This window comes from Streptomyces sp. NPDC020597 (assembly GCF_044335095.1).
Taxonomy (GTDB): Bacteria; Actinomycetota; Actinomycetes; order Streptomycetales; family Streptomycetaceae; genus Streptomyces.
Genome location: NZ_JBIRUL010000022.1, coordinates 1 through 22,836, shown reverse-complemented (window position 1 = coordinate 22,836; position 22,836 = coordinate 1). Strand labels below are relative to the sequence as shown.

The window sequence follows — 22,836 nt, the reverse complement described above, 5'->3', positions numbered from 1 at the left end:
GCCGTGCTCCTCTTCGCCGCCTCCGACAAGGGAGGCACCGGCCGCTCGGTGACCAGCGCCAACCTCGCCTACCACCGAGCACTGAGCGGGGACGACGTCTGCTTCCTGGACTTCGACTTCGGATCGCCCACCGCCGCCGCTGTGTTCCACGTGCCCGACGCCCTGGCCGAGGCCGAAGGGCGCGGACTGCACGCCTGTCTGCGGGGCGCCGTCGGGGAGCCCCTGCGTTTCGACGTCTGGGCTCGCACCGAACACCCCGCCCTGCGTTCCCGGCCCGGCGCATCCGGCCGGCTCGTCCTGATCCCCGGCGACCGCACCGGCGGGGAATTCGTCACCGACGAGGAGATCCTCCAACGCTGCGTCGACCTCCTGCTGAGACTGAAACGCGAATTCGACCTCGTCGTCGTGGACCTGAGCGCCGGGCGCAGCTATGCGATGGAGCTCGTGCTCACGGCCACCTCGCCTCGCGGCGGGCTCGGCAGGCTGAAGCACCGCTGGCTCGTCTACCACCGCTGGACCCACCAGCATGTGACGGCGGCGGCCGAACTCGTCTACGGCAGACAGGGCATCCTGGAGACGGGCAGGGCCATGGGTCACCCGATCGACGAGCTCACCGGCTCGATCCGTTTCGTCCGGGCGGCCGTCCCCGTGCTGGAGGCGCCCATGTGGTCGCAGGTGTCGCCCGCGCAGTACGCCTGGATGCGGTACTGCGACAGGGAGCTCGAGGAGCTCGCCGCCGCACAGCGTGTCGGCAGGACCCGAGTGCTGGCGTCCATTCCGCTGGAACCCGTCCTGCAGTGGCAGGAGCGCCTCATCACCGACGAGGACGTGTACGACAGCAGGATCGCCAACCTCGAGACCTGGCAGGCCTTGGGAGACCTCGCGCAGAAGGTGACCGACGACACGTGTTGGGGGCAGTCGTGAAGCAGCCCGAATCCGCCTTCCGGGAGACCGGCGCCGATCCGCGCACGGAATCCGTGCCCTTCTCCCATCTCTCCCTCGAACTGGGCCACCTGTACATGGAGGACTTCCTCGAGGGCCCCGACCGGCTGCGCCGCCACTTCCGGACCGTACGGCCCTGGGCGGAGGCCGCCCGGGCCGGAGTCGGCCCGCTGCCCGCGGACAGGCGCCCCAGGATCAGCACCTGCTTCCTGATCGACGACTACTTCTCCCGGCTCTCCACCCCGGCCGCACTCATCCCACCGCTTGTGGAGTCCGCCGCGGAGGCCGGGCTGACCATCGACTACCTGGCGCTCGAATCGGGATGCGCCTCGCCCGGTCCGGGACGCCAGGACCGGGCCGCACTCGCCGAGTCCGTCCTGCACCGGCTGGTGGAGTCCCCACCGCCCGGCAGCCAGGGCTTCCGGCCGCCCGTCAGCCGCACCGGCTGGCTCAGCAACGGCAGCCGCGCCCCCGCCCGGCGCACCTCCGCGGCCCTGGACCCGACCGGCTCGGTCTGGCAGCCGCCCAGCGAGACCGGCGCGCGCGGCCACTCCGTCTTCCTGGACGTCGAACTGTGGAACGGTCCCGAGGAGGAACGCACCTGGTCCTGCGCCTTCCTCGCCTCCGTCTGGCAGCTGGTCCGCCTCGGGCTGCTGCGCGACAGGGGCCGGGCGGTGCTCACCCCCACCCCGTGGGACGGCCGGGAGTTCCCGGCCGAGTGGGACGCCCTGCCGCCCCTGCTGCGCCTCAACCCGCGGGCGGCGCCCTTCACGGCGTACGCCACCTGCAGTGTGCTTCCCGCCCGCTTCCTGGCGGTCGAGCACGCCGTGCGCGTGATCCTCGAGCAGGTCCTCGTCGACGCCGACGCGCTCGGGCAGGTCGCCGAGCGGTCCGCGGCGGAGGGGTTCGCCATGCACCCCGAACCGGTGGAGCGCACCTCCTACATGTTCCCGTCCGGGCTGTGACATGAGCGGCCTGGGCGCCACCGCCGGTCCGGTGCTGGTCTGCGGAGAGGTCCGCACCTGTCTGCTGCCCACCCGCCACGCCGTGGACGAGCGGACCGCCGTGCGACTGCTGCGGCTGCGGGCCGACGAACGCGTACGGGTCTCCCGGCACCCCAACCGGCACGCCCTCTCCCCGGACGTCCTCACCGGCGTCGACTGTCGGCTGCCCACCGCCACGGGCGTCCGCAGCCGCGCGGTGGGCACGGTAGCGGCCCGCGCGGCACTCACCGAGGGCCGGATCCTGCAGTCCACGGCCTACTTCTGCGCACCGGCCGCCGGGCCCGACCGCCGTCGTCCCTGGGGTTACTACCTCGTCCGGCCCGGATGGCTGGTTCCGGTCGGCCCGTTGCCCGAGCAGCAGGTCGCCGAAGGCTTTCTCGCCGAGATCCGGCCGGACGGGCTGGACGTCGGCTCCATCGCCGAGAGCCTCCTCGCGAGGATCTCCCGGCAGCACCGGATTCTCGACCACGACAGCCCGCTCACCACCACCGACACCAGTCTGCGCTGGACAGCGGCGGCCGCCGAGGACGGCGAGGAGGCGTCCCTGCTGTTCACCATGGTCGACGACAGCCTGCGCACCGTCGCCCTGCGGCTGCCGAGGGGCGCCGCGCCCGCGGCGGTCGCCGGTCTGTGCGAGGACCTCGCCCTGCACGACTGGCTGCTGACGACCGTCGCGAACAAGCTCGACGGACTGCGGGTGGGCTCCGGGGACGACCGGACTGTCCTGCGGGTGCTGCGCCCGCTCGTCGACCACCTGCTGCACCTGTGGATGCCGAGGGCCCGCGTCGACCGAACCCTGCACGGCGCATGGCAGGAGTTGGAGAGAAACCCGGGCCACAGCAGGCAGTGGAACACCCTCACGCAGCGCATCCGCGACCAACTGGCCCTCCACGCAATTGCCTTGCGGAATGAGGTGCCGACCTCGCACTGACCGGGCACCATCTACGCACACCTGGGCGGGGAGGGGCGGGCATGGACGGAGAGCCGGGCACACCGGGGCCGGGCACGAGGGGCGGGGTGCAGATAGCGCCCGTCCTGCTCAAGACACTGGTCACCGTGGTGGTGGGCACGGTCGCCTATGTGATCACCAACCTGATCGACCAGTCCCAGGACGAACTGTGGAAGCTCGCGATGTCGATCGTGATCGGCGGCTCGGCGCTGATCGTGCAGTACATGGTCGACTTCGAGAAGCGCCTGGACTCCGTGGAGTCGGGCCAGCACGCCCAGACACGAGAGCTGCACGACCACTACACCCGGCTCAGCGACGCCGCCGGTCTGCTGCACGAACTCGACCAGGTGGGCATGAGCACCGATGACGCCAAGCGGCTCATCAGGAGTGCGACCCAGGTGGGACTGCACGGCGGCACGGACATCGTGAAGGACTTCGTCCGCGCCGAGATCAAGAGCCTCGGCTCGGTCGTCACGGATCTCACCGGCGGCACGGCCCACTGGCCTCGCGACAACAACGAGTGGCTGATCAGCCTCACCAAGATCGCCCGGCACACCATCGACGCCACGAGCAGCTCCGTCGACCGTCCTTTCTGGGACACCGACCCGGCGGGGCCCTACCTGGTCGCGCAGATCGAGGCGATGCGGCGCCGCCAGGTGAGCGTCCGCCGCCTCTTCATGATCAAGGCGAGCGAGGCGCGCGAAGAACCGTTCATGGCCAGGTTCATGGAGCTCTGCCAGGAGCAGCGTGACCTGGAGATCGATGTGCGCTTCATGGTGCTGCCCGAGCAACGCCGGCGGACCGGACCGCCGACGAGGGACGTCGTGATCTTCGACAGCGCCCTGTGCCTGGAGTACACCACCGACCACCAGGGCAGCAACGTGCGCAGCAGGCTGGACGCGATCGCCGACAGCGTCCGTGACGAGGCGAGCCGCTTCGACACCCTGTGGGGGGCCGCCACCGAGCCGAGCCCCCGCCCCGACCTCAGCCCGAATCCCTCCCCGCCGGCTCCCCGTTCCTGATCCCCGCTGCCCGGCGCACCGCCCTCTCGGCGTAGGCGAGAATGGGGGCATGAGTCTGTTCCGCGATGACGGGATCGTGCTGCGCACCCAGAAGCTGGGTGAGGCGGATCGCATCATCACGCTGCTCACGCGCGGGCACGGGCGGGTGCGGGCGGTGGCCCGGGGGGTGCGGCGGACGAAGTCGAAGTTCGGGGCGAGGCTCGAGCCGTTCTCCCACGTCGACGTGCAGTTCTTCGCGCGGGGCAGCAGCGAGCTGGTCGGACGCGGACTGCCGCTGTGCACGCAGAGCGAGATCATCGCCCCCTACGGCGGCGGCATCGTCACCGACTACGCCCGGTACACCGCCGGGACGGCCATGCTGGAGACCGCCGAGCGGTTCACCGACCACGAGGGCGAGCCGGCCGTGCAGCAGTACCTGCTGCTCGTGGGCGCCCTGCGGACGCTGGCCCGCGGCGAGCACGCCCCGCACCTCGTGCTGGACGCGTTCCTGCTGCGATCGCTGGCCGTGAACGGGTACGCCCCCAGCTTCGGTGACTGCGCCAGGTGCGGGATGCCGGGGCCCAACCGGTTCTTCTCGGTCGCCGCCGGCGGTTCCGTCTGCGCGGACTGCCGGGTGGCCGGCAGCGTCGTACCCTCGCCGCAGACCCTGGTCCTGCTGGGCGCGCTGCTCACCGGAGACTGGGAGACGGCCGACGCGTGCGAGCCGCGGCACGTCCGGGAGGGCAGCGGGCTGGTGTCCGCCTATCTGCACTGGCACCTGGAGCGCGGACTGCGCTCCCTTCGGTACGTCGAGAAGTAAGCGAAGCGAAGGTCTAAGGAGACAAGAGGCACATGGTCGTACGCGGGTTCCTGGGGCGGCAGCGTCGGGAGTACAGGACTCCGGAGCCGCACCCGTCCGGTGCTCGGCCGCCGAAGCTCCCCGGTGAGCTGGTCCCCGAGCATGTGGCGATCGTCATGGACGGCAACGGGCGCTGGGCCAAGGAGCGCGGGCTGCCGCGCACCGAGGGGCACAAGGTCGGCGCCGAGCAGGTCCTCGACGTGCTGCAGGGCGCCGTCGAGATGGGCGTGCGCAACATCTCGCTGTACGCCTTCTCCACCGAGAACTGGAAGCGCTCGCCCGACGAGGTCCGCTTCCTGATGAACTTCAACCGCGACTTCATCCGCAAGACCCGCGACACCCTCGACGAGCTCGGCATCCGGGTCCGCTGGGTGGGCCGGATGCCCAAGCTGTGGAAGTCGGTCGCCAAGGAGCTCCAGGTCGCCCAGGAGCAGACCAAGGACAACGACCGGCTCACCCTGTACTTCTGCATGAACTACGGAGGCCGGGCCGAGATCGCCGACGCGGCGCAGGCGCTCGCGGAGGACGTGAAGGCGGGCCGGCTGGACCCGTCCAAGGTCACCGAGAAGACCCTCGCGAAGTACCTGTACTACCCGGACATGCCGGACGTCGACCTGTTCCTGCGGCCGAGCGGCGAGCAGCGCACCTCCAACTACCTGCTCTGGCAGAGCGCGTACGCGGAGTTGGTCTTCCAGGACGTCCTGTGGCCCGACTTCGACCGCCGCGACCTGTGGCGGGCCTGCGTCGAGTTCGCCTCCCGCGACCGCCGTTTCGGCGGCGCCACCCCGAACGAGGTGCTGCTGTCCCTGGAGGGCGAGCAGCAGGGCTAGAAGGCTCATGAAGATCTTGGGTTCTGGCCCTGCCAGGCCCTTCCCCGCGCGTCACCAGGGCGAGGCGCGCGGGGGCCGTGAGGCGTCCGCGGAGCGTCCGGCGCCCACTGCGGTCGCCCGCGGCGGGCGCGGCGGTCACTTGCGCGCGCAGTCCGCGCACGTGCCGAAGATCTCCACGGTGTGGGCCACGCTGACGTAGCCGTGCTCCGCCGCGATCGCCTCCGCCCACTTCTCGACCGCCGGGCCCTCCACTTCCACGGCCTTGCCGCAGACGCGGCAGACGAGGTGGTGGTGGTGCTCGCCGGTGGAGCAGCGGCGGTACACCGACTCGCCGTCCGACGTGCGCAGGACGTCGACCTCGCCGGCGTCGGCGAGGGACTGGAGCGTGCGGTACACCGTGGTCAGGCCCACCGAGTCGCCCTTGTGCTTGAGCATGTCGTGCAGTTCCTGAGCGCTGCGGAACTCCTCGACCTCGTCGAGCGCGGCCGCCACCGCGGCACGCTGCCGGGTGGAGCGGCCCCTCACAGGCGGTCCAGCGGTCGTCACCGTCGTCTCCTCACGTCTGCGGCTTGCCGGGCCATTGTGCCAGCCGCGGCCGTGCGCAGTCAGACGCCGACCCCGTCCCCCGCGTCCCTCGTGGCCGGAATCGTGCACTCGGCGGGGTCGCCGGCGGGTCCCTGCGCGGCCAGGGCGCGGGCACGGCGGCGGGCCAGCGGGGCGGCCAGCACGCTCAGCGCGATGAACGCGGCGATGGTCAGCAGGACGATCGTCGCACCGGGCGGCACGTCCTGGTAGTAGGAGGTCACGGTGCCGCCGAGGGTCACCGTCACACCGATCGCGACGGCGATCGCGAAGGTGGCGGCGAAGCTGCGGCTGAGCTGCTGGGCGGCGGCCACGGGGACCACCATCAGCGCGCTGACCAGCAGCAGGCCCACCACCCGCATGGCGACGGTCACGGTCACCGCCGCGGTGACGGCCGTCAGCAGGTTCAGCGCCCGCACGGGCAGGCCCGTCACGCGGGCGAACTCCTCGTCCTGGCTGACCGCGAAGAGCTGGCGGCGCAGGCCCAGGGTGACCGCGACGACGAAGGCCGCCAGCAGACAGATCGCGGACACGTCCGACTCGGAGACGGTCGACAGCGAGCCGAAGAGGTACGACGTCAGGTTGGCGTTGGAGCCGCCGGGCGCGAGGTTGATGAACATCACGCCGCCGGCCATGCCGCCGTAGAAGAGCATGGCGAGGGCGATGTCGCCGCGGGTCCTGCCGTACCAGCGGATCAGTTCCATCGCCACCGCGCCCAGGATGGAGACGGCGGTCGCCATCCACACCGGGGAGGCGTTGAGGAGGAAGCCGAGGCCGACGCCGGTCATCGCGACGTGGCCGATGCCGTCGCCCATGAGGGCCTGGCGGCGCTGGACGAGGTAGACGCCGACCGCGGGCGCGGTGATGCCGACGAGGACGGCGGCGAGCAGGGCCCGCTGCATGAAGGCGTAGTCGAGGATGTCCATCAGCTCAGCAGTCCCGTGCGGATCGGTTCGACGCCCGCGGGCGCGTGCGGGTGTACGTGGTCGTGGCCGGGGAGGGCGTGCTGCCCGACGGCCGGGGTGGGCGGGCCGTCGTGCAGGACGCAGCCGTCGCGCAGGACGACCGCCCGGTCGATGAGGGGCTCCAGGGGGCCCAGTTCGTGCAGCACGAGCAGGACGGTCCTGCCCTGCGCGACCTGCTCCTTCAAGGTGCCGGCCAGGACCTCCTGACTGGCGAGGTCGACGCCGGCCATGGGCTCGTCCATGATCAGCAGCTCGGGTTCGGCGGCGAGCGCGCGGGCGATGAGCACGCGCTGGTGCTGGCCGCCGGAGAGGGCGTCCACGTTGTCCTTGGCGCGGTCGGCCATCCCGACGAGGTCCAGGGCCCGGCGGACGGCCGCGTGGTCGGCCTTGCGGAAGACGCCGAAGCGGGTGCGGGAGAGCCGGCCCGAGGAGACGACCTCCGTCACCGTGGCCGGGACGCCGCCCGCGGCGGTGGTGCGCTGCGGCACGTAACCGATCCGCGACCAGTCGCGGAACCGGCGGTGCGCGGTGCCGAACAGCTCGATCTCGCCCGCGTCGATCGCCACCTGGCCGATGACGCTGCGCACGGCCGTCGACTTCCCGGAGCCGTTCGCGCCGAGCAGGGCGACGACCTCACCGCGCCGCACGGTGAGATCGACGCCCCGCAGCACGGGGCGCGAGCCCAGCTGGGCGCGGACTGCGCGCATCGCGATCACGGGTTCGGCCTTCGCGTCCATGACGCCCTCCGTAGAGATCACTTGGTTCCCAGGGCCGTCTGCAGCGCCTTGAGGTTCGCCTGCTGGACCGAGAAGTAGTCCTTGCCGCGGGACTTGTCCGTGATGCCCTCGATCGGGTCGAGGACGTCCGTCTTCAGTCCGGCGTCGCCGGCGATGGTCTTCGCGGTCTTGTCGCTGACGAGCGTCTCGTAGAACACGGTGGTGACGCCGTCGGCCCTGGCCATCTTCTCAAGCTCCTTCACGCGCGCGGCGCTGGGCTCCGACTCGGGGTCGAGGCCGTTGATGGCCTCCTCGGTCAGGCCGTAGCGCTCGGCGAGGTAGCCGAAGGCGGCGTGGGTGGTGACGAACACCTTGGTCCTGGTGTTCGCGAGGCCCGCCCTGAACTCGGCGTCGAGTCCGCCGAGCTTCTTGACCAGGGTCGCGGTGTTGGTCCGGTAGTCGGCCGCGTGGTCCGGGTCGGCCTTCTCGAAGGCCTTGCCGACGCCCTCGGCGACCTGGGAGTAGCGCACCGGGTCGAGCCAGATGTGCGGGTCGAGGCCGGCCAGCTCCTCGTTCTCGTGGTCGTCGTGCTCGGCCGCGTGGCCGCCGACCTCGTTGCCGTGCTTCTCCAGCGTGGTGAGGGAGGCGGCGTCGATCTTGGTCTTGACCTCGGACTGGGCCACCGCGTCGTCGACGGAGGGCTGGAGGTTCTTGAGGTAGAGCACCGCGTCGGACTCCTGGAGCGCGGCGGTCTGCTTGGCGCTGATCTCCAGGTCGTGCGGTTCCTGGCCGGGCTGGGTGAGGCTGGTGACGTGCACGTGGTCCCCGCCTATCTGCTCGGCGAGGAAGGCCATCGGGTAGAACGACGCGACGACGTCGAACTTGTCCGTGTTGGCCGCGGCCGCGCTGTCGGAGGAGCAGGCGGAGAGGGTGCCGAGGCCGAGGGCCGTGGCCGCCGCGATCGCGGTGCCGGATATGAGTCGTCGTGCGTTCATGACACTCATTTTCAACAAATATGGAAACCGTTGTCAACAACGCTTCGGGCAAGGGTCCGGTGAAGGCCCGGTAAGCCCCGAAGGGCTGCGATATGGCCGCTGGGGGCCCGGTCCCGGCGGGGTCCCGATTTGGTCGAGGGGGAGTCCCCGCCGGTACCCTGAAGTCTTCGCTGGAAGCACCTCGCTTCGTCGCCCGTCGTCGTTATGAAGAGAGCACCGTGGCCGCCGACAAGATCGACACCATCGTCAGCCTGAGCAAGCGCCGTGGCTTCGTATTCCCCTGCAGTGAGATCTACGGCGGTCAGCGTGCCGCCTGGGACTACGGACCGCTGGGTGTCGAGCTCAAGGAGAACCTGAAGCGCCAGTGGTGGCGCTACATGGTGACGTCGCGCGAGGACGTGGTCGGCATCGACTCGTCCGTCATCCTGGCCTCCGAGGTCTGGGTGGCCTCCGGTCACGTCGCCACCTTCTCCGACCCGCTGACCGAGTGCACCTCCTGCCACAAGCGGTTCCGTGCGGACCACCTGGAGGAGGCATACGAGGCCAAGCACAACCGCCTGCCGGAGAACGGCATGGCGGACATCAACTGCCCCAACTGCGGCAACAAGGGCCAGTTCACCGAGCCCAAGCAGTTCTCGGGTCTGCTCTCCACCCACCTCGGCCCGACCCAGGACACCGGCTCCATCGCCTACCTGCGGCCCGAGACCGCCCAGGGCATCTTCACCAACTTCGCCCAGGTGCAGACCACTTCGCGCCGCAAGCCGCCGTTCGGCATCGCCCAGATGGGCAAGTCCTTCCGCAACGAGATCACGCCCGGCAACTTCATCTTCCGCACCCGCGAGTTCGAGCAGATGGAGATGGAGTTCTTCGTCAAGCCGGGCGAGGACGAGAAGTGGCAGGAGTACTGGATGGAGCAGCGCTGGAACTGGTACACCGGCCTCGGCATGCGCGAGGAGAACATGCGGTGGTACGAGCACCCCAAGGAGAAGCTCTCCCACTACTCCAAGCGCACCGCCGACATCGAGTACCGCTTCCAGTTCGGCGGCAACGAGTGGGGTGAGCTGGAGGGCGTCGCCAACCGCACCGACTACGACCTCTCCGCCCACTCCAAGGCCTCCGGCCAGGACCTCTCCTTCTTCGACCAGGAGGCCGGCGAGCGCTGGACGCCGTACGTCATCGAGCCCGCGGCCGGTGTCGGCCGCGCGATGCTGGCGTTCCTGCTCGACGCCTACGTCGAGGACGAGGCCCCCAACGCCAAGGGCAAGCTGGAGAAGCGCACGGTCCTGCGCCTCGACCACCGCCTCGCCCCGGTGAAGGTCGCCGTCCTGCCGCTGTCCCGCAACCCCGAGCTGTCGCCGAAGGCCAAGGGCCTCGCCGCCGCGCTGCGCCAGAACTGGAACATCGAGTTCGACGACGCCGGCGCGATCGGCCGCCGCTACCGCCGCCAGGACGAGATCGGCACGCCGTTCTGCGTGACGGTCGACTTCGACACCCTCGAGGACAACGCGGTCACCGTCCGCGAGCGCGACTCGATGAAGCAGGAGCGGGTCTCCCTCGACCAGATCGAGGGCTACCTCGCCGCCCGCCTGATCGGCGCGTAGCCGCTGACGGCGTCCAGCACCACGAGGCCGGCCCCGACGGGACTCCCGTCGGGGCCGGCCTCGCTCATGCCGTGCAGCCCCGCTCGCGCTGGTGCCCGCGGAGCAGGACGTCGGCGTCGGTCTCCGCGCTGTAGTCGTACACGGCGCGCGCCTCGGCGCGGCGGGTCGCGAGCTCGACGCACTCCGGGCAGTCCGGGACCGGCTCGGGCGGACGACGCAGGCCCAGCATGAACGGGCCGTCCGTACGCGCCCGCTCGTTCGCCGCGCGCACGCCCGCGTGCAGCCGCTCCCGCTCGGTCGCCGGCCGCAGCGCCGTCGGATCGGCCTGCCACTCCCGGCCGCCGCCGACCGGCCGCAGCATCGCGTAGGGGCCGGAGCGGTCCCGGTACTCGCCGAACCTGTCCGTGGCAGGGTCGTAGAGGAGGGTGCCGGGTTCGTGCTGCATGTCGTCCGCTCCTTATACCCAACTTCCATACGGAATGTGAGGGTTGGGCTACTCTGGGTGGTGGGGGTGTCGTCAGGATGACCCCCGGGCGAGGCCGACATGCCGTCGACGAGGCCTTCGTGGGCGTTCAGCCGCGCAAATTCCACAAATGCGGAAGGGGCTGGGGATGCCGGCGAGGAGAGTGGTCACGGGGCGCAGTCAGGAGCCCCGGCGACGGTTCGCGGAGGAGCTGCGCCTGCTGCGGGCGGGCAAGGGGGACAGCCTGCGGCAGCTGGAGGAGGTGCTGGGCTGGACCGCGTCCACCTTCGGGAAGATGGAGGGCGGGCAGAGCCTCGGCAGCCCGGAGGTCGTCGAGGCGCTGGACCAGCATTACGGGACGACGCCGATGCTGCTGACGCTGTGGGAGCTGGCCGTCGCCGACCCGTCGCAGTTCAAGGAGCAGTACCGCAGGTACATGACGCTGGAGGCGGAGGCGGTCGGGCTGTGGCACTACGGAGGCGGCACCATCCATGGCCTGCTTCAAACTCCGGAGTACGCAGGTGAGTTGCTCTCAGCTGGAGGTGCCCGAGAGGAGGATCTGAACCAACAGGTGGAAGCACGTGCGGGTCGGGGGAAGCTGCTTGAGGGGAGGGATGCGCCGCCGTTCCGCGCCATTCTTTCTGAGGCGGTACTACGCAATTCGATGCGGGATCTGGCGGGGTGGCGGGGTCAACTGGCATACCTTGCGGAAGTGGCGGAGCGCCGGAACATCGCCATTCACGTGCTGCCGTTCGGCGTGGGGCTGCACGGGCTGATGGACACTGCAGTGACTTTCCTGCGGTTGTTGGACGGGCGCACGGTGGCCTACGCCGAAAACGACGTACACGGCGAACTGTTCGAGGAAGCAAGCAAGGTCGAGGGCCTGCATCGCACATATGATGCGGTACGTGACCTGGCGTTAAGCCCCGCCGAGTCGCGGACTTTCATCTTGCGAATGTTGGAGGAAGCGCCGTGCGAACCATCGACTTGAACAGCGTGACGTGGCGCAAGAGCAGCTACAGCAACTCGGACGGTGGCGCTTGCGTCGAGGTTTCGGACGACCTCCTCGTCAACGCCGCCTGGCGCAAGAGCAGTTACAGCAACACGGACGGCGGCAACTGCCTCGAGGTCGCCGCAGGCGTCCCCTCCCTCGTCCCGGTTCGGGACAGCAAGGATCCGGACCGGGGTGCGCTCCTCTTCGGGGCGGACGCCTGGGGCTGCTTCGTCCGTGCTTACAGGTCGACGTCCACGTAGAGCGCCGCGTGGTCGGAGGCCGCGGTGCCCTTCGAGGTGACCGTGTCGAAGGACTTGATGTCGTTCGCGAAGATGCCGCGGGTCTCCAGGCCGACGTGCTGGACCTCCGGCCACAGTTCGGGGGAGAGCAGCAGGTAGTCGAGCTTGTTCTCCTCGCTCTTGCAGGTCCCGTGAGTGCCCGGCAGTCCGCTGTAGGCGCGGTGACTCATCACGTCTCGCATGCCGGTGTCCCGCAGGACCGTGGCCGGGGCGCTGTCCGGGTCGTCGTTGAGGTCTCCGGCGACGATGACGTGCGGCGTGCGCTCCAGCGCGGCCCGGTAGATCTCCGCGACCCGCTTCGCCTGGGCCAGGCGCAGATCGGGATTGTCCTGGAACTTGCTCTTCAGGTGGTTGCCGAGGACCACCAGGGGCGTCCCGTCGAGCTGGATCTCGAACTCGGGGCAGTCGCGGCTGAAGAGCCGCAGGTCGGGACGCTCGGGGCCGCTGTCGAAGATATGGGTGCGCACGGACGTGATCGGGTGCCGGCTCAGGATGCCGATGTCGATGCCCCGGGGATCGTTGCCGTCGATCAGCAGGACGTAGGGGTAGGGCCGTCGGCCGAGCGCCCCGCCCAGCACCTGCGTGTTGAAGCGCTCCAGGGTGAGCCGGTCCTCGACCTCCACGGTGAGCATGATGTCGGCGTCCACTTCCGATACCACCCGGCCGGTGTTGCGCACCACGCTCAGCTCGAAGTCGTCCTGCGCCAGTTCGGCCCAACCCGCCCACGCGGAACGGCCCTTGGCGGTGACCTCGACGCGGGTGCTCGTTCCGGAGCCGGTCGTCTTGAAGAGCCCGGAGTCCTTGCCCGGCCGTGACTGGTTCACGTAGATCGGCGGCGGGTTCTTCGGGTCGATGCCGTACGCCCGGTGCTTCTCGATGAGCCCGGCGATCTTCGCCTTGTCGTCGGCCGTGTACACCGGCAGGTCGAGGAGGGTGGCCAGCGTGGAGAAGTCGTCGAGGATCTCCTTGCGCTTCGCCGGGTCCTCGATGCGGAAGGCCGTGGGCCGGCGGAAGAGGTTCTCCATGTTGAAGGTGGCGATGCGGATGCTCATGGCATACCTCCACGGCGGCGCGGAAGGGCCGCTCGGCCGGCGGCAGGCGCCGCCGAGGTGACTGCGCACCGACATCTCCCATTGTCCTCGCCTCACTCGCCCCGTCGACCGGGCGGGCGAGGCGAGGACGGGACCGGCAGGGGGCGGGTGAACAGGCGATGACAAATGACAGCTGACAGATGTTGAAATCTGTCAGCTGTCATGTCAGGCTGGTGTGCATGACGATGCGAACCCGTACCCTCGGCTCCACCGGCCCCCAGGTCTCCGCCCTCGGCCTCGGCTGCATGGGCATGTCCGCGCTGTACGGCGGCGCGGACCGGGCCGAGGGGATCGCGACGATCCACGCGGCCCTCGAAGCCGGCATGACCCTGCTGGACACCGGCGACTTCTACGGCATGGGCCACAACGAGCTGCTGATCGGCGAAGCGCTGCGCACCGCGCCCGCCGCCCGCCGCGAACAGGCCCTGACCAGCGTGAAGTTCGGCGCCCTGCGAGGTCCCGACGGCTCCTGGGCCGGCTACGACGGGCGGCCCGCCGCGGTGAAGAACTTCGCCGCCTACTCCCTCCAGCGCCTCGGGGTCGACCATATCGACGTCTACCGGATCGCCCGGCTCGACCCCGACGTGCCGATCGAGGAGACGGTCGGCGCCATCGCCGAACTGGTCGAGCAGGGGTACGTCCGGCACATCGGCCTCAGCGAGGTCGGCGCCGAGACCGTCCGCCGGGCCGCCGCCACCGCGCCGATCGCCGACCTGCAGATCGAGTACGCACTGATCTCGCGCGGCATCGAGAAGTCGATCCTGCCGGTGACCCGTGAACTGGGGATCTCGATCACCGCGTACGGCGTGCTGTCGCGCGGGCTGATCTCCGGGCACTTCACCGCCGACCGCGAGCTCGCGGCCGACGACTTCCGGGCCCACTCGCCCCGCTTCCAGGGCGACAACCTCCAGCACAACCTGAGCCTGGTGGAGGCCCTGCGGAAGATCGCCGAACACAAGGGCGTCTCCGTCGCGCAGATCGCGATCGCCTGGGTGCTGGCCCAGGGCGAGGACATCGTGCCGCTGATCGGCGCGCGTTCCAGGGAGCGGCTCGCGGAGTCGCTGGGCGCGCTGGACGTCGTCCTGGACTCCGACGACCTGGCCGCGATCGAAAGGGCCGTCCCCGCCGACTCGGCCGCCGGCGAGCGCTACGCGGCCGCCGCGATGGCCCACCTCGACAGCGAGCGCTGACCGCCGCTGCGGGTACGGTCTGAACATGCCACCGACCACCGAGACCCTGACCGCCGAGCGCATCCTCGAAGCGACCGAGGAGGTGCTGCGCCGCCACGGCCCGGCCAAGGCCACCGTGGTCGACGTGGCCCGCGCGCTCGGCGTCAGCCACGGCAGCGTCTACCGGCACTTCCGGACGAAGGCGGCGCTGCGGGCGGCGGTCACGAAGCGGTGGCTTGACCGGACGTCCGAGACCCTGTCCGTCATCACCGCCGACGGGACACGCCCCCCTCAGGCCCGGCTGCGCGACTGGCTGACGGCGCTCTTCGAAGCCAAGCGCCGCAAGGCCGGCGACGACCCGGAGCTGTTCGCCACGTACATGGTGCTGACCGGGGAGACCGGCGACGTGGTCGACGAGCACCTGGCCGACCTGACCGGGCAGCTGACCCGGATCATCGAAGCGGGAGTCGCGTCCGGGGCGTTCACCGCCCCCGACCCGGAGACCGCCGCCCGTGCCGTCTTCCACGCCACCGGCCGCTTCCACGACCCGGGCTACCACCGGGTGTGGGAACGGCCCGGCGTCGAGGGCGACTTCACGGCGCTGGTGGACCTGCTGCTGCGGGGACTGCGGGCGCCGTCCTGAGGCTCGCGGCCCCGGAGCCCGGGGCTCGGGGCCGCGCCGGGATCGCCGCCCGACGCGGTCACCCGTCCCCTGCAGAGGTCGTCGCCGCCTGGAACCGGTACTCCGTGGGCGACATCCCGTACGCGGTGCGGAAGGCGCGGGTGAAGTCGGAGGCGCGCGGGATGCCCCAGCGTGCGGCGATGACGTGCACCGGCGTGGCGATCATCGCGGGGTCGGCCAGATCGCGGCGGGCGCCCGCCAGCCGCTGGCCCCGGATCCAGGAGGCGACCGTCTCTCCCGCCCCCTCTTCCTGGAAGAGCCGGTGCAGATAGCTGAGGGAGATGTGGTGCGCGGCGGCGACGGCGGGCGGCCGCAGCTCCGGATCGTGCAGGTTCTCCCGGATGAACGCCCGTATCCGGGTGGCCGTGATCCTGCGGTGGGCCTCCGGCGTCAGGGCGTCCTCGGCCTCCAGCTCATGGGCGAGCCATGCCGCCAGCAGGTCGACCACGACCATGCCGAGGCGCGGCGCGTCGGACGGCTGGAGAAAGGCGGACTGCTGGTCGAGGCCGGTGAGGAACCCCGTCAGCAGGGCGCCCGGTCCCTTCCGGCCCGACAGCCGCCTGCTCAGGAGGTTGCGGACCCGGGCGGGCGGCAGGGGCAGCAGGGACTTGGGAAGCTCCACGCCCACCCCGGTGACCAGGGGATGCTCCGAGGGGGCCGACGACGGCACGCCGTGGGGCTCCACGACGTACGGGCGTGAGCTGTCGGACAGCCACAGGTCCTGCGGTCCGTACGTCCCGGCCCGCCCCACGTGGTCGAAGCCGAGCCCGCCGGACAGCACCAGCGACAGGTGGTACTCCTCGGGGTCGGACTGGCGCACCAGCCGCGCGTTGCGCCGGTATCTCGTCGGCGACATCCGGATGGGCCACACCCGCACGGGCCCCAGTTCGAGCAGCCGTTGTTCCGCCCGGAAGTCGGCGGCGTAGTCACTGCTGATGTCACTGGGCGCGATCGTGCGGTCCATCAGCTGACGCCAGTACTCGAACCTGTCCGCCACCGGCACGTCCGCGGTCCGGAATGCCGTTCCGATCATTGCGCCCTGCTCTCCGCCCGATTCCCGGGGACCTCGCCCCGACCCCGTCTCCGCCCGCCCACCCGCTGCTTCTGCTTCCGCGTCCGCCCGGGTGCTCGTGCTTCTGCTTGTGCTTCTGCGGAGGGTACTTCAGCTCGCGGACGGCGGTTCCAGGGGCCCGGAGCCGGTCGACTCGCCGCCGCGCAGCGCGGGAAACGGGGCAGAGCGCTCACGAGACGGCCCTCGGGTCCGGCCGCCGTCATCGCGGCTCGCCGCCGCCTCCCGAGGGGTCCACGGTCGCCTGATGGGCCTGGGCGAGATGCTCCTGCGCCTTCAGCCAGGGCAGGAACTGCGCCCCCGTGCGCCAGCCGCACGTCTCGCAGTCGACGGTGCGCTGCACGCCCGCGCGGCGCACCCGGACGACGTGCCGCCGGCCGTGCTGGTCGAAGCGGCTCACCTTGCTCGTGTTGCTCTCCGGCATGACGTCTCCAGCGTCCGAGGGCCTCGCGGCGGCCCCGCAAGGGCCACTCGGAGTGTGCAGCACGAGCGACGTCGACGGGGGCTCCCGGGGGACGACTTGACCAAGCCGTTCCCCGGCCGCCGCGCGGCGCCCACGCCCGGCCGGCCTCAGCCGACCCTGCGGGGCAGCCGCAGGCTCAGCAGCCCGGTCACGGCCACCCCGGCCAACTGCACGGCCAGCGTGGTCAGCAGGGCGTCCCGCATGCCCATCACCGGGACCAGGGAGAGGAACAGGGTGCCGAGGGTGGCCACGCCCAGGGCCAGCGAGGCCTGTTGGGTGGTCACCATCACACCGCTGCCGACGCCCGCCCGGGCCGGCGGCACTTCGGACATCACGATCCGCATCACGACGGGCAGTTGGAGCGCCTGTCCCGCACCGGCGACCGCGGCGCCCGGCAGCAGCCCGGCGAAGCCGAGGTCCGGCCAGCCGGCGTGCACCGCCAGCGCGATCAGGACGACGCCGACGCCCTGAAGCACCGTGCCCGCGGTCACCACCCGCGCCCCGAACCGTGCCACCAGGCGCGGCCCGGCCAGCGAGGCGAGGAAGAACGTCAGCGCCATCGGCGCCAGCGCGAGACCGGCGCGCACCGGACCCAGCCCCGCCCCGCTCTGCAGGGCGACGGCGATCACGAACATGAACCCGCTGAAGCCCACCGCGAGCGGCGCCATGATCGTCAGCCCGCGCCGCAGGGTGGTCAGCGCGAACAGGCTCGGCGGGACCAGCGGGGTGCGGCCCTGTCGGTCGGCCCGCCGTTCCACGGCGTAGAACGCGCCGGTGACCAGCGGGAACGCGGCCAGCGACAGCCAGGTCCACAGGGGCCAGCCCGCGGCCCGGCCCTCGGTCAGCGGGGCGAGCAGGGTGAGAAGCGCTGCGGCGAGGAGCAGGGTGCCGGGTCCGTCCACGGGCTCCGGGCGCTGCGAGCGGGTCTCCGGGACGGTACGCACGGCCAGCAGCAGTCCGACGATCACGAACGGCACGTTGACCAGGAACACGGAGCGCCAGCCGCTGCCGGCGATGTCCGCGGCGACCAGCACGCCGCCCAGGATCTGACCCGCCACCATGGACAGCCCGGCGGTCGCGCCGTACAGGCTCATGGCCCTGGCGCGGCGTGGGCCCGCGGTGGCGGACTGGATGGTGGCGAGCACCTGCGGCACCATCGCGGCGGCCGACGCGCCCTGTGCGACCCGGGCCGCGACCAGCGACCACGCGTCGGGAGCGAGCCCGCAGGCCAGCGAGGTCAGACCGAAGGCGGCCATGCCGCCCAGGAAGAGCCGCCGCCGGCCGAACAGGTCGCCGAGCCGGCCGCCGAGCACGAGCAGCACCGCGTACGCGAGCCCGTACCCGGCGACGACGAGTTCCAGGACGGACTCGCTCGCGGCGAGGTCGCGGCCCATCGTGGGCAGGGCGACGTTGACGATGAAGAAGTCGATGAGGGGGAGCGCCGCGCCGAGCAGCACCGTGAACAGTCCGAGGGAGCCGAGGGCGTGGTCGGGCGCCGGGGATCCGGTGCGCCGGGGGACGGGGATCGAGGTTGTCTGGGTCACGCTGCCGAGCCTGCGCCGCCCCTCAGACGGGTACCAGAGTCTTCTTATCCTGGTAGAAGGAGTACCTGGCAACAGGATCCGCGCGGCGGCAGGCTGGAGACATGACGACCATGGCCCAGGAGACGACGAGCACCACGACCGCCGAAGCGGCCCCGGTGGGACCGGCCGGGACGGCGGGACCGGCTCGGACGACGGTACCGGGCGGGACGGTCGCAGCGACCGGCGGCTCGGAGATCCGGCGGCACGAGCTGGCCGCCTTCCTGCGCAGCCGCCGCGAGCGCATCACGCCCGAGCAGGTGGGCCTCCCGCGCGGAGCGCGCCGCCGCACGCCCGGGCTGCGCCGCGAGGAGGTCGCCCATCTCTCGGCCGTCGGCGTCACCTGGTACACCTGGCTGGAACAGTCCCGGGACATCCACGTCTCGGTCCAGGTGCTGGACGCCCTCGCCCGCACGCTGATGCTCGACCCGAGCGAACGGGCCCACCTGTTCCAGCTCGCCGGCGCGACCGACCCGACGCCCGCCTCGTCCTGCACCGGCATCACCGACGCCGTGCGCCGGCTGCTCGACCAGCTCGACCCGCTCCCCGCCTGCGTGCAGAACAGCCGCTACGACATCCTGGCGTACAACCGCACCTACGCCCATCTGCTGTGCGACCTCGACGCGATCCCGCCCGAGGACCGCAACTGCATGGTCCTCATCCACACCCATCCCCAGTGGCGCGAGTCGGTCGTCCACCTGGAGGCGTCCATGCGCCTGATGGCCGCGAAACTCCGCGCCTCGATGGCCGGGCACCTCTCCGAGCCCGCCTGGAAGATGCTGGTCGGGCGGCTGCAGGCGGAGTCGCCGGAGTTCCGCGAGAACTGGGAGCGCTACGAGGTGGTGGCGGGCCGCAGCAAGACCAAGGAGTTCCGCAACCCGCACGTCGGCCTGCTCACCCTCACCCACACCGACCTCTGGCTGAGCCCGGACCACGGGGCGCGCATGGTGACGTACACCCCGGTGGACGAGGAGAGCCGGGAACGCCTGGAGAAGCTGCATGCCTACGCACAGGGCGCGACGCGGTGAGGTTCGTGATGGTGCCGGGCGGCTGGCAAGGCGGCTGGGTGTTCGACGCGGTGGCCGCCGAGCTGCGCCGCAACGGCCACCGCGTCGAGGCGGTGACCCTGGCGGGGCTGGAGCCGGACGGCCCGGTCGACGCGGACCGGCCGCCGAACCTCGACGCCCACATCGACCAGGTGGCGGAGATCGTCGGCCGCGGTGACGGCACGCCTGTCGCGCTGTGCGGGCACAGCTACGGCGGGATGGTGATCGCCGGGGTCGCGGACCGGCTCGGCGACCGGCTCGACCAGCTCGTCTTCATCGACGCCTACGTCCCCGACGACGGGGACTCCTGCTGGTCCCTGACCAGCGACGCCTTCCGGGAGCTGTTCGTGGCCGGGGTCCGCGCCGACGGCCGATGGGTCGACGTGCCCGAAGGGCTCGACCCGCGAGCGCGGCCGCACCCGCTGGCGAGCTTCCTGCAGTCGGTCAGGCTGGGAGGCGGCCTCGGCTTGGTCCCGGCGCCCCGCCGGACGTTCATCAGCGGCGGCGCGTGGCCTGGCAGCCCCTTCACGGAGCTGACCGAGCGGCTGCGCGGCGACCCGGACTGGCGGGTCCACGAGATCCCCGTCGGCCACAACATCGCCCGCCGCGACCCGCACGCCCTCGCGGCCGTCCTCGCCGCCCTGCCGCATCACCCCGCCTGACCGAGCGCCGTCGCCGCACGGGATCCCGCGCCCGTTCGGCGGGCGCCTCGGCGGGCACGTCCGCGGGTCAGGCGCCGACGCCTGCCGCCTCGCGCACGTCCGGGGCCTCCAGCCGCTCCGCGGTGCGCTCGGCCGTGTGCCGCGCCCACCGGCCGGTCGTCAGCACGCCGAGGACGAGGACGACCGCGCCGCAGCCGGTGAGGATCCACCAGCCGGGGACGGCGGCCCCGGTGAAGTCCGCGCGGTAGGAGGAGGCGCTCACGCCCGCCGCCAGGACCGCGCCGATCACCGCGACGCCGAGGGTCTGGCCCAGCTGGCGGCTGGTGGAGGCGACCGCCGCCGCCACCCCCGCCTGACTGCGCGGCATGCCCGACACCGCCGTGTTGGTGATGGGCGCGTTCACGAACCCGAACCCCACCCCGAACAACACGTATCCGAGGAACAGCGTCGCGTCGGACGTCTCCGCGTCGAACAGGGCGAACAGCAGCCCGCTGAGCGTCATCGCCGTCCCCGCGACGACCAGCGGCAGCCGTGGACCGCGGGCGCCCACCAGCCGCCCCGACAGCGGCGCGCACAGGAACGTGGGCACCGCCATGGGGAGCATCCACAGTCCCGCGTGCAGGGCGTCGAGTCCCCGCACGTTCTGCAGGTACAGCGTCGACAGGAACAGGAACCCGCCCAGCGCGGCGAACGCGCTGATCGCGACGACGGTCGCCCCGCTGAACGGCGCCGAGCGGAAGAACCGCAGGTCGATGAGGGGTTCGGCGCGGCGGGGCTCGTACCACAGCAGCCCCAGCAGGGCGGCGAGAGCGACAGCGGCGAAGGGACCGCTGGTGGCCGCGCCCGCCTCGGGGGCCTCGATGATCGCGTACGTGAGGCAGCCGAAGAGGACGATGACCAGCAGCTGGCCGACCGGATCGGGGCGGCGGGCCTTCGGCGCACGCGACTCGGGCACGTACCGCAGGGTCGCCAGCAGGGCCGCCAGACCGACCGGCAGATTGATCCAGAAGATGGAGCGCCAGCCCACCGACTCCACGAGCAGCCCGCCCAGCAGGGGGCCGGCGGCCATCGAGATGCCCACGACCGCGCCCCACACGCCGATCGCGCGGGCGCGCTCACGAGGGTCGGTGAAGGTGTTGGTGATGATCGACATGGCGACCGGGTTCAGCATCGAGCCGCCCACGGCCTGCACCATCCGCGCCGCGACCAGCAGTTCCAGGTCCGGGGCGAGCGAGCACAGCAGGGAACCGACGGCGAACACGACCAGACCGGCCATGAACACCTTCTTGCGGCCGACGCGGTCGGCGGTCGACCCGGCCAGCATCAGCAGCGCCGCCAGGACCAGGGTGTAGGCGTCGATCGTCCACTGGAGACCGGCGGTCGTCGCGTGCAGGTCGCGCTGCATGGCGGGCAGGGCGACGTTCAGGACGGTGACGTCCAGGCTGACGATCAGCAGGCTCATACAGCAGATCGCGAGGACCAGCAGGCGTCGGCGAGGGCTGAGCTCGGGCATGCGGTCCATCGTAGCCGATATCGATAGTGCGTCTAACTAATGAGTGCGCCATGGATCACCGGGGATCAGGAAGCCGGGTACTCCTTCGGGTACGCGACAATGGAGCAATGCCCACGCCCGCATCCCCCCTGCAGATCGGCCCGCACACCGTCCGGCCGCCCGTCGTCCTGGCCCCCATGGCCGGGATCACGAACGCGCCCTTCCGCACCCTGTGCAGGGAGTTCAGCGGCGGCAAGGGCCTGTTCGTCAGCGAGATGATCACGACCCGGGCGCTGGTCGAACGCAACGAGAAGACGATGCAGCTGATCCACTTCGACGCGACCGAGACGCCGCGCTCGATCCAGCTGTACGGCGTCGACCCGGCCACCGTCGGCAAGGCCGTCCGCATGATCGCGGAGGAGGACCTCGCCGACCACATCGACCTCAACTTCGGCTGCCCCGTCCCCAAGGTGACCCGCAAGGGCGGCGGTTCCGCGCTGCCGTACAAGCGCCACCTGCTGCGCGCGATCCTGCGCGAGGCCGTCAGCGGCGCCGGCGACCTGCCCGTCACCATGAAGATGCGCAAGGGCATCGACGACGACCACATCACCTACCTCGACGCGGGCCGCATCGCCGTCGAGGAGGGCGTGACGTCCATCGCCCTGCACGGCCGCACGGCCGCCCAGCACTACGGCGGCACGGCGGACTGGGAGGCGATCGCCCGCCTGAAGGAGCACGTCCCGGAGATCCCCGTCCTCGGCAACGGCGACATCTGGTCGGCGCAGGACGCGCTGCGCATGGTGCGCGAGACCGGGTGCGACGGAGTCGTCGTCGGACGCGGCTGCCTGGGCCGGCCCTGGCTGTTCGCAGACCTCGTGGCCGCCTTCGAGGGCCGCACCGGCGACATCGCCGAGCCGTCGCTGCGCGAGGTCGCCGACGTCATGGTCCGCCACGCGACCCTCCTCGGCGAGTGGATCGGCGACGAGTCCAAAGGCGTCGTCGACTTCCGCAAGCACGTCGCCTGGTACCTCAAGGGCTTCGCGGTCGGCAGCGAGATGCGCAAACGCCTCGCGATCACGTCCTCCCTCGCCGAACTGCGCGCCGGGCTCGACGAACTGGACCTCGACCAGCCCTGGCCGGCCGGAGCCGACGGGCCCCGCGGCCGCACCTCCGGCAACAACAGGGTCGTCCTCCCCGATGGCTGGCTGAAGGACCCGTACGACTGCGCGGGCATCGGCGAGGAAGCGGAACTCGACACCTCGGGCGGCTGAACACGGGGCTGCCGGACCTAGGTGTATTGCCCTGAGAGGTTGGGGACGCGGCTGGCGGGTGGTTGGCCCTTCAGCGCGGTGTGTCCGCGGTGGTGATTGTAGGTGTGCAGC

The 22,836-nt window shown here is 71.3% G+C and carries 24 protein-coding genes; 14 read left to right on the top strand and 10 right to left on the bottom strand.

Translation table 11 applies throughout. From position 1 onward, the window contains the following. Window positions 1-3 precede the first annotated feature (3 nt). From ACH4ZA_RS29695 to ACH4ZA_RS29670, 6 genes are read left to right on the top strand one after another with little or no spacing between them, the layout of a single operon-like run. Window positions 4-924, top strand: a complete 921-nt coding sequence (locus ACH4ZA_RS29695; protein WP_319277374.1) for an SCO2523 family variant P-loop protein — start codon at window positions 4-6, stop codon at window positions 922-924. Next, on the top strand, window positions 921-1,907 hold the full coding sequence (locus ACH4ZA_RS29690) for an SCO2522 family protein (RefSeq protein WP_319277372.1): 987 nt from the start codon (window positions 921-923) through the stop codon (window positions 1,905-1,907). The genes ACH4ZA_RS29695 and ACH4ZA_RS29690 overlap by 4 nt, the downstream gene beginning before the upstream one ends. Window position 1,908: 1 nt before the next feature. Continuing rightward, window positions 1,909-2,877 (top strand): SCO2521 family protein, encoded by a 969-nt coding sequence (locus tag ACH4ZA_RS29685; protein ID WP_398432453.1) that lies wholly within the window; start codon window positions 1,909-1,911, stop codon window positions 2,875-2,877. A 41-nt stretch (window positions 2,878-2,918) separates the two neighbouring features. Continuing rightward, on the top strand, window positions 2,919-3,917 hold the full coding sequence (locus ACH4ZA_RS29680; protein ID WP_319277368.1) for a hypothetical protein: 999 nt from the start codon (window positions 2,919-2,921) through the stop codon (window positions 3,915-3,917). A 49-nt stretch (window positions 3,918-3,966) separates the two neighbouring features. Beyond that, the gene (recO, locus tag ACH4ZA_RS29675; protein WP_057574747.1) at window positions 3,967-4,716 is read left to right on the top strand and encodes a DNA repair protein RecO; all 750 of its coding nucleotides are present in this window, start codon (window positions 3,967-3,969) and stop codon (window positions 4,714-4,716) included. Between the two features lie 32 nt (window positions 4,717-4,748). Continuing rightward, window positions 4,749-5,585, top strand: a complete 837-nt coding sequence (locus ACH4ZA_RS29670; protein WP_319277366.1) for an isoprenyl transferase — start codon at window positions 4,749-4,751, stop codon at window positions 5,583-5,585. A gap of 135 nt (window positions 5,586-5,720) precedes the next feature. On the opposite strand, the gene ACH4ZA_RS29665 is transcribed toward ACH4ZA_RS29670, so the two are convergent. The 4 genes from ACH4ZA_RS29665 to ACH4ZA_RS29650 are packed head-to-tail and all read right to left on the bottom strand — an operon-like array spanning window position 5,721 to window position 8,843. Beyond that, window positions 5,721-6,131 carry a transcriptional repressor gene (locus tag ACH4ZA_RS29665; protein ID WP_319277364.1) on the bottom strand — a complete coding sequence of 137 codons (411 nt, stop codon included), beginning with the start codon at window positions 6,129-6,131 and terminating at the stop codon, window positions 5,721-5,723. Between the two features lie 59 nt (window positions 6,132-6,190). Continuing rightward, window positions 6,191-7,093: a metal ABC transporter permease gene (locus ACH4ZA_RS29660; protein ID WP_319277363.1), complete on the bottom strand. Its 903-nt coding sequence runs from the start codon at window positions 7,091-7,093 to the stop codon at window positions 6,191-6,193. Further along, window positions 7,093-7,869 (bottom strand): metal ABC transporter ATP-binding protein, encoded by a 777-nt coding sequence (locus tag ACH4ZA_RS29655; protein WP_319277361.1) that lies wholly within the window; start codon window positions 7,867-7,869, stop codon window positions 7,093-7,095. The genes ACH4ZA_RS29660 and ACH4ZA_RS29655 overlap by 1 nt, the downstream gene beginning before the upstream one ends. Window positions 7,870-7,886: 17 nt before the next feature. After that, window positions 7,887-8,843, bottom strand: coding sequence for a metal ABC transporter substrate-binding protein (locus ACH4ZA_RS29650; RefSeq protein WP_319277359.1), 957 nt, complete (start codon window positions 8,841-8,843; stop codon window positions 7,887-7,889). Between the two features lie 218 nt (window positions 8,844-9,061). Here ACH4ZA_RS29650 and ACH4ZA_RS29645 point away from each other — a divergent pair, with 218 nt between their 5' ends. Further along, window positions 9,062-10,444, top strand: a complete 1,383-nt coding sequence (locus ACH4ZA_RS29645) for a glycine--tRNA ligase (protein WP_319277357.1) — start codon at window positions 9,062-9,064, stop codon at window positions 10,442-10,444. A 64-nt stretch (window positions 10,445-10,508) separates the two neighbouring features. Here ACH4ZA_RS29645 and ACH4ZA_RS29640 read toward each other — a convergent pair whose 3' ends face one another. Continuing rightward, a complete protein-coding gene (locus tag ACH4ZA_RS29640; RefSeq protein WP_319277355.1) occupies window positions 10,509-10,889 on the bottom strand; it encodes a hypothetical protein in 381 nt (126 codons plus the stop codon). Between the two features lie 166 nt (window positions 10,890-11,055). Here ACH4ZA_RS29640 and ACH4ZA_RS29635 point away from each other — a divergent pair, with 166 nt between their 5' ends. Next, window positions 11,056-11,898, top strand: coding sequence for a helix-turn-helix transcriptional regulator (locus tag ACH4ZA_RS29635; protein ID WP_319277451.1), 843 nt, complete (start codon window positions 11,056-11,058; stop codon window positions 11,896-11,898). Next, window positions 11,880-12,161: a DUF397 domain-containing protein gene (locus ACH4ZA_RS29630; RefSeq protein WP_398432452.1), complete on the top strand. Its 282-nt coding sequence runs from the start codon at window positions 11,880-11,882 to the stop codon at window positions 12,159-12,161. Before ACH4ZA_RS29635 ends, ACH4ZA_RS29630 begins: the two co-directional genes overlap by 19 nt. Here ACH4ZA_RS29630 and ACH4ZA_RS29625 read toward each other — a convergent pair. Further along, window positions 12,140-13,252 (bottom strand): endonuclease/exonuclease/phosphatase family protein, encoded by a 1,113-nt coding sequence (locus tag ACH4ZA_RS29625; RefSeq protein ID WP_398432451.1) that lies wholly within the window; start codon window positions 13,250-13,252, stop codon window positions 12,140-12,142. The genes ACH4ZA_RS29630 and ACH4ZA_RS29625 overlap by 22 nt on opposite strands. Before the next feature lie 218 nt (window positions 13,253-13,470). On the opposite strand from ACH4ZA_RS29625, the gene ACH4ZA_RS29620 reads away from it, so the two are divergent. Together ACH4ZA_RS29620 and ACH4ZA_RS29615 are read left to right on the top strand one after the other, a co-directional pair. Continuing rightward, entirely contained in the window at window positions 13,471-14,481 is a 1,011-nt protein-coding gene (locus ACH4ZA_RS29620; protein WP_398432450.1) for an aldo/keto reductase, read from the top strand. Window positions 14,482-14,506: 25 nt separating this feature from the next. After that, window positions 14,507-15,103, top strand: a complete 597-nt coding sequence (locus ACH4ZA_RS29615; protein ID WP_319277347.1) for a TetR family transcriptional regulator — start codon at window positions 14,507-14,509, stop codon at window positions 15,101-15,103. 58 nt (window positions 15,104-15,161) lie between these two features. Here the strand turns inward: ACH4ZA_RS29615 and ACH4ZA_RS29610 are convergent, their stop codons facing one another. The 3 genes from ACH4ZA_RS29610 to ACH4ZA_RS29600 all read right to left on the bottom strand — a co-directional run bounded on the left by ACH4ZA_RS29610 (window position 15,162) and on the right by ACH4ZA_RS29600 (window position 18,218). Then, on the bottom strand, window positions 15,162-16,175 hold the full coding sequence (locus ACH4ZA_RS29610) for an AraC family transcriptional regulator (RefSeq protein ID WP_398432449.1): 1,014 nt from the start codon (window positions 16,173-16,175) through the stop codon (window positions 15,162-15,164). Window positions 16,176-16,413: 238 nt separating this feature from the next. Next, the gene (locus tag ACH4ZA_RS29605) at window positions 16,414-16,635 is read right to left on the bottom strand and encodes a hypothetical protein (RefSeq protein WP_319277343.1); all 222 of its coding nucleotides are present in this window, start codon (window positions 16,633-16,635) and stop codon (window positions 16,414-16,416) included. Window positions 16,636-16,781: 146 nt separating this feature from the next. After that, complete coding sequence (locus tag ACH4ZA_RS29600) at window positions 16,782-18,218, bottom strand: MFS transporter (RefSeq protein WP_398432448.1); 1,437 nt, start codon at window positions 18,216-18,218, stop codon at window positions 16,782-16,784. Between the two features lie 101 nt (window positions 18,219-18,319). On the opposite strand from ACH4ZA_RS29600, the gene ACH4ZA_RS29595 reads away from it, so the two are divergent. Together ACH4ZA_RS29595 and ACH4ZA_RS29590 are read left to right on the top strand one after the other, a co-directional pair. Continuing rightward, on the top strand, window positions 18,320-19,282 hold the full coding sequence (locus ACH4ZA_RS29595; protein WP_398432447.1) for a helix-turn-helix transcriptional regulator: 963 nt from the start codon (window positions 18,320-18,322) through the stop codon (window positions 19,280-19,282). Further along, a complete protein-coding gene (locus ACH4ZA_RS29590) occupies window positions 19,279-19,962 on the top strand; it encodes an alpha/beta fold hydrolase (protein WP_398432446.1) in 684 nt (227 codons plus the stop codon). Before ACH4ZA_RS29595 ends, ACH4ZA_RS29590 begins: the two co-directional genes overlap by 4 nt. Window positions 19,963-20,029: 67 nt before the next feature. Here the strand turns inward: ACH4ZA_RS29590 and ACH4ZA_RS29585 are convergent, their stop codons facing one another. Beyond that, on the bottom strand, window positions 20,030-21,475 hold the full coding sequence (locus tag ACH4ZA_RS29585) for an MFS transporter (protein WP_398432445.1): 1,446 nt from the start codon (window positions 21,473-21,475) through the stop codon (window positions 20,030-20,032). A gap of 107 nt (window positions 21,476-21,582) precedes the next feature. Between ACH4ZA_RS29585 and dusB the strand changes: the two genes are divergently transcribed. Further along, window positions 21,583-22,725 (top strand): tRNA dihydrouridine synthase DusB, encoded by a 1,143-nt coding sequence (dusB, locus tag ACH4ZA_RS29580; RefSeq protein WP_319277336.1) that lies wholly within the window; start codon window positions 21,583-21,585, stop codon window positions 22,723-22,725. The last annotated feature ends 111 nt before the right edge of the window (window positions 22,726-22,836 follow it).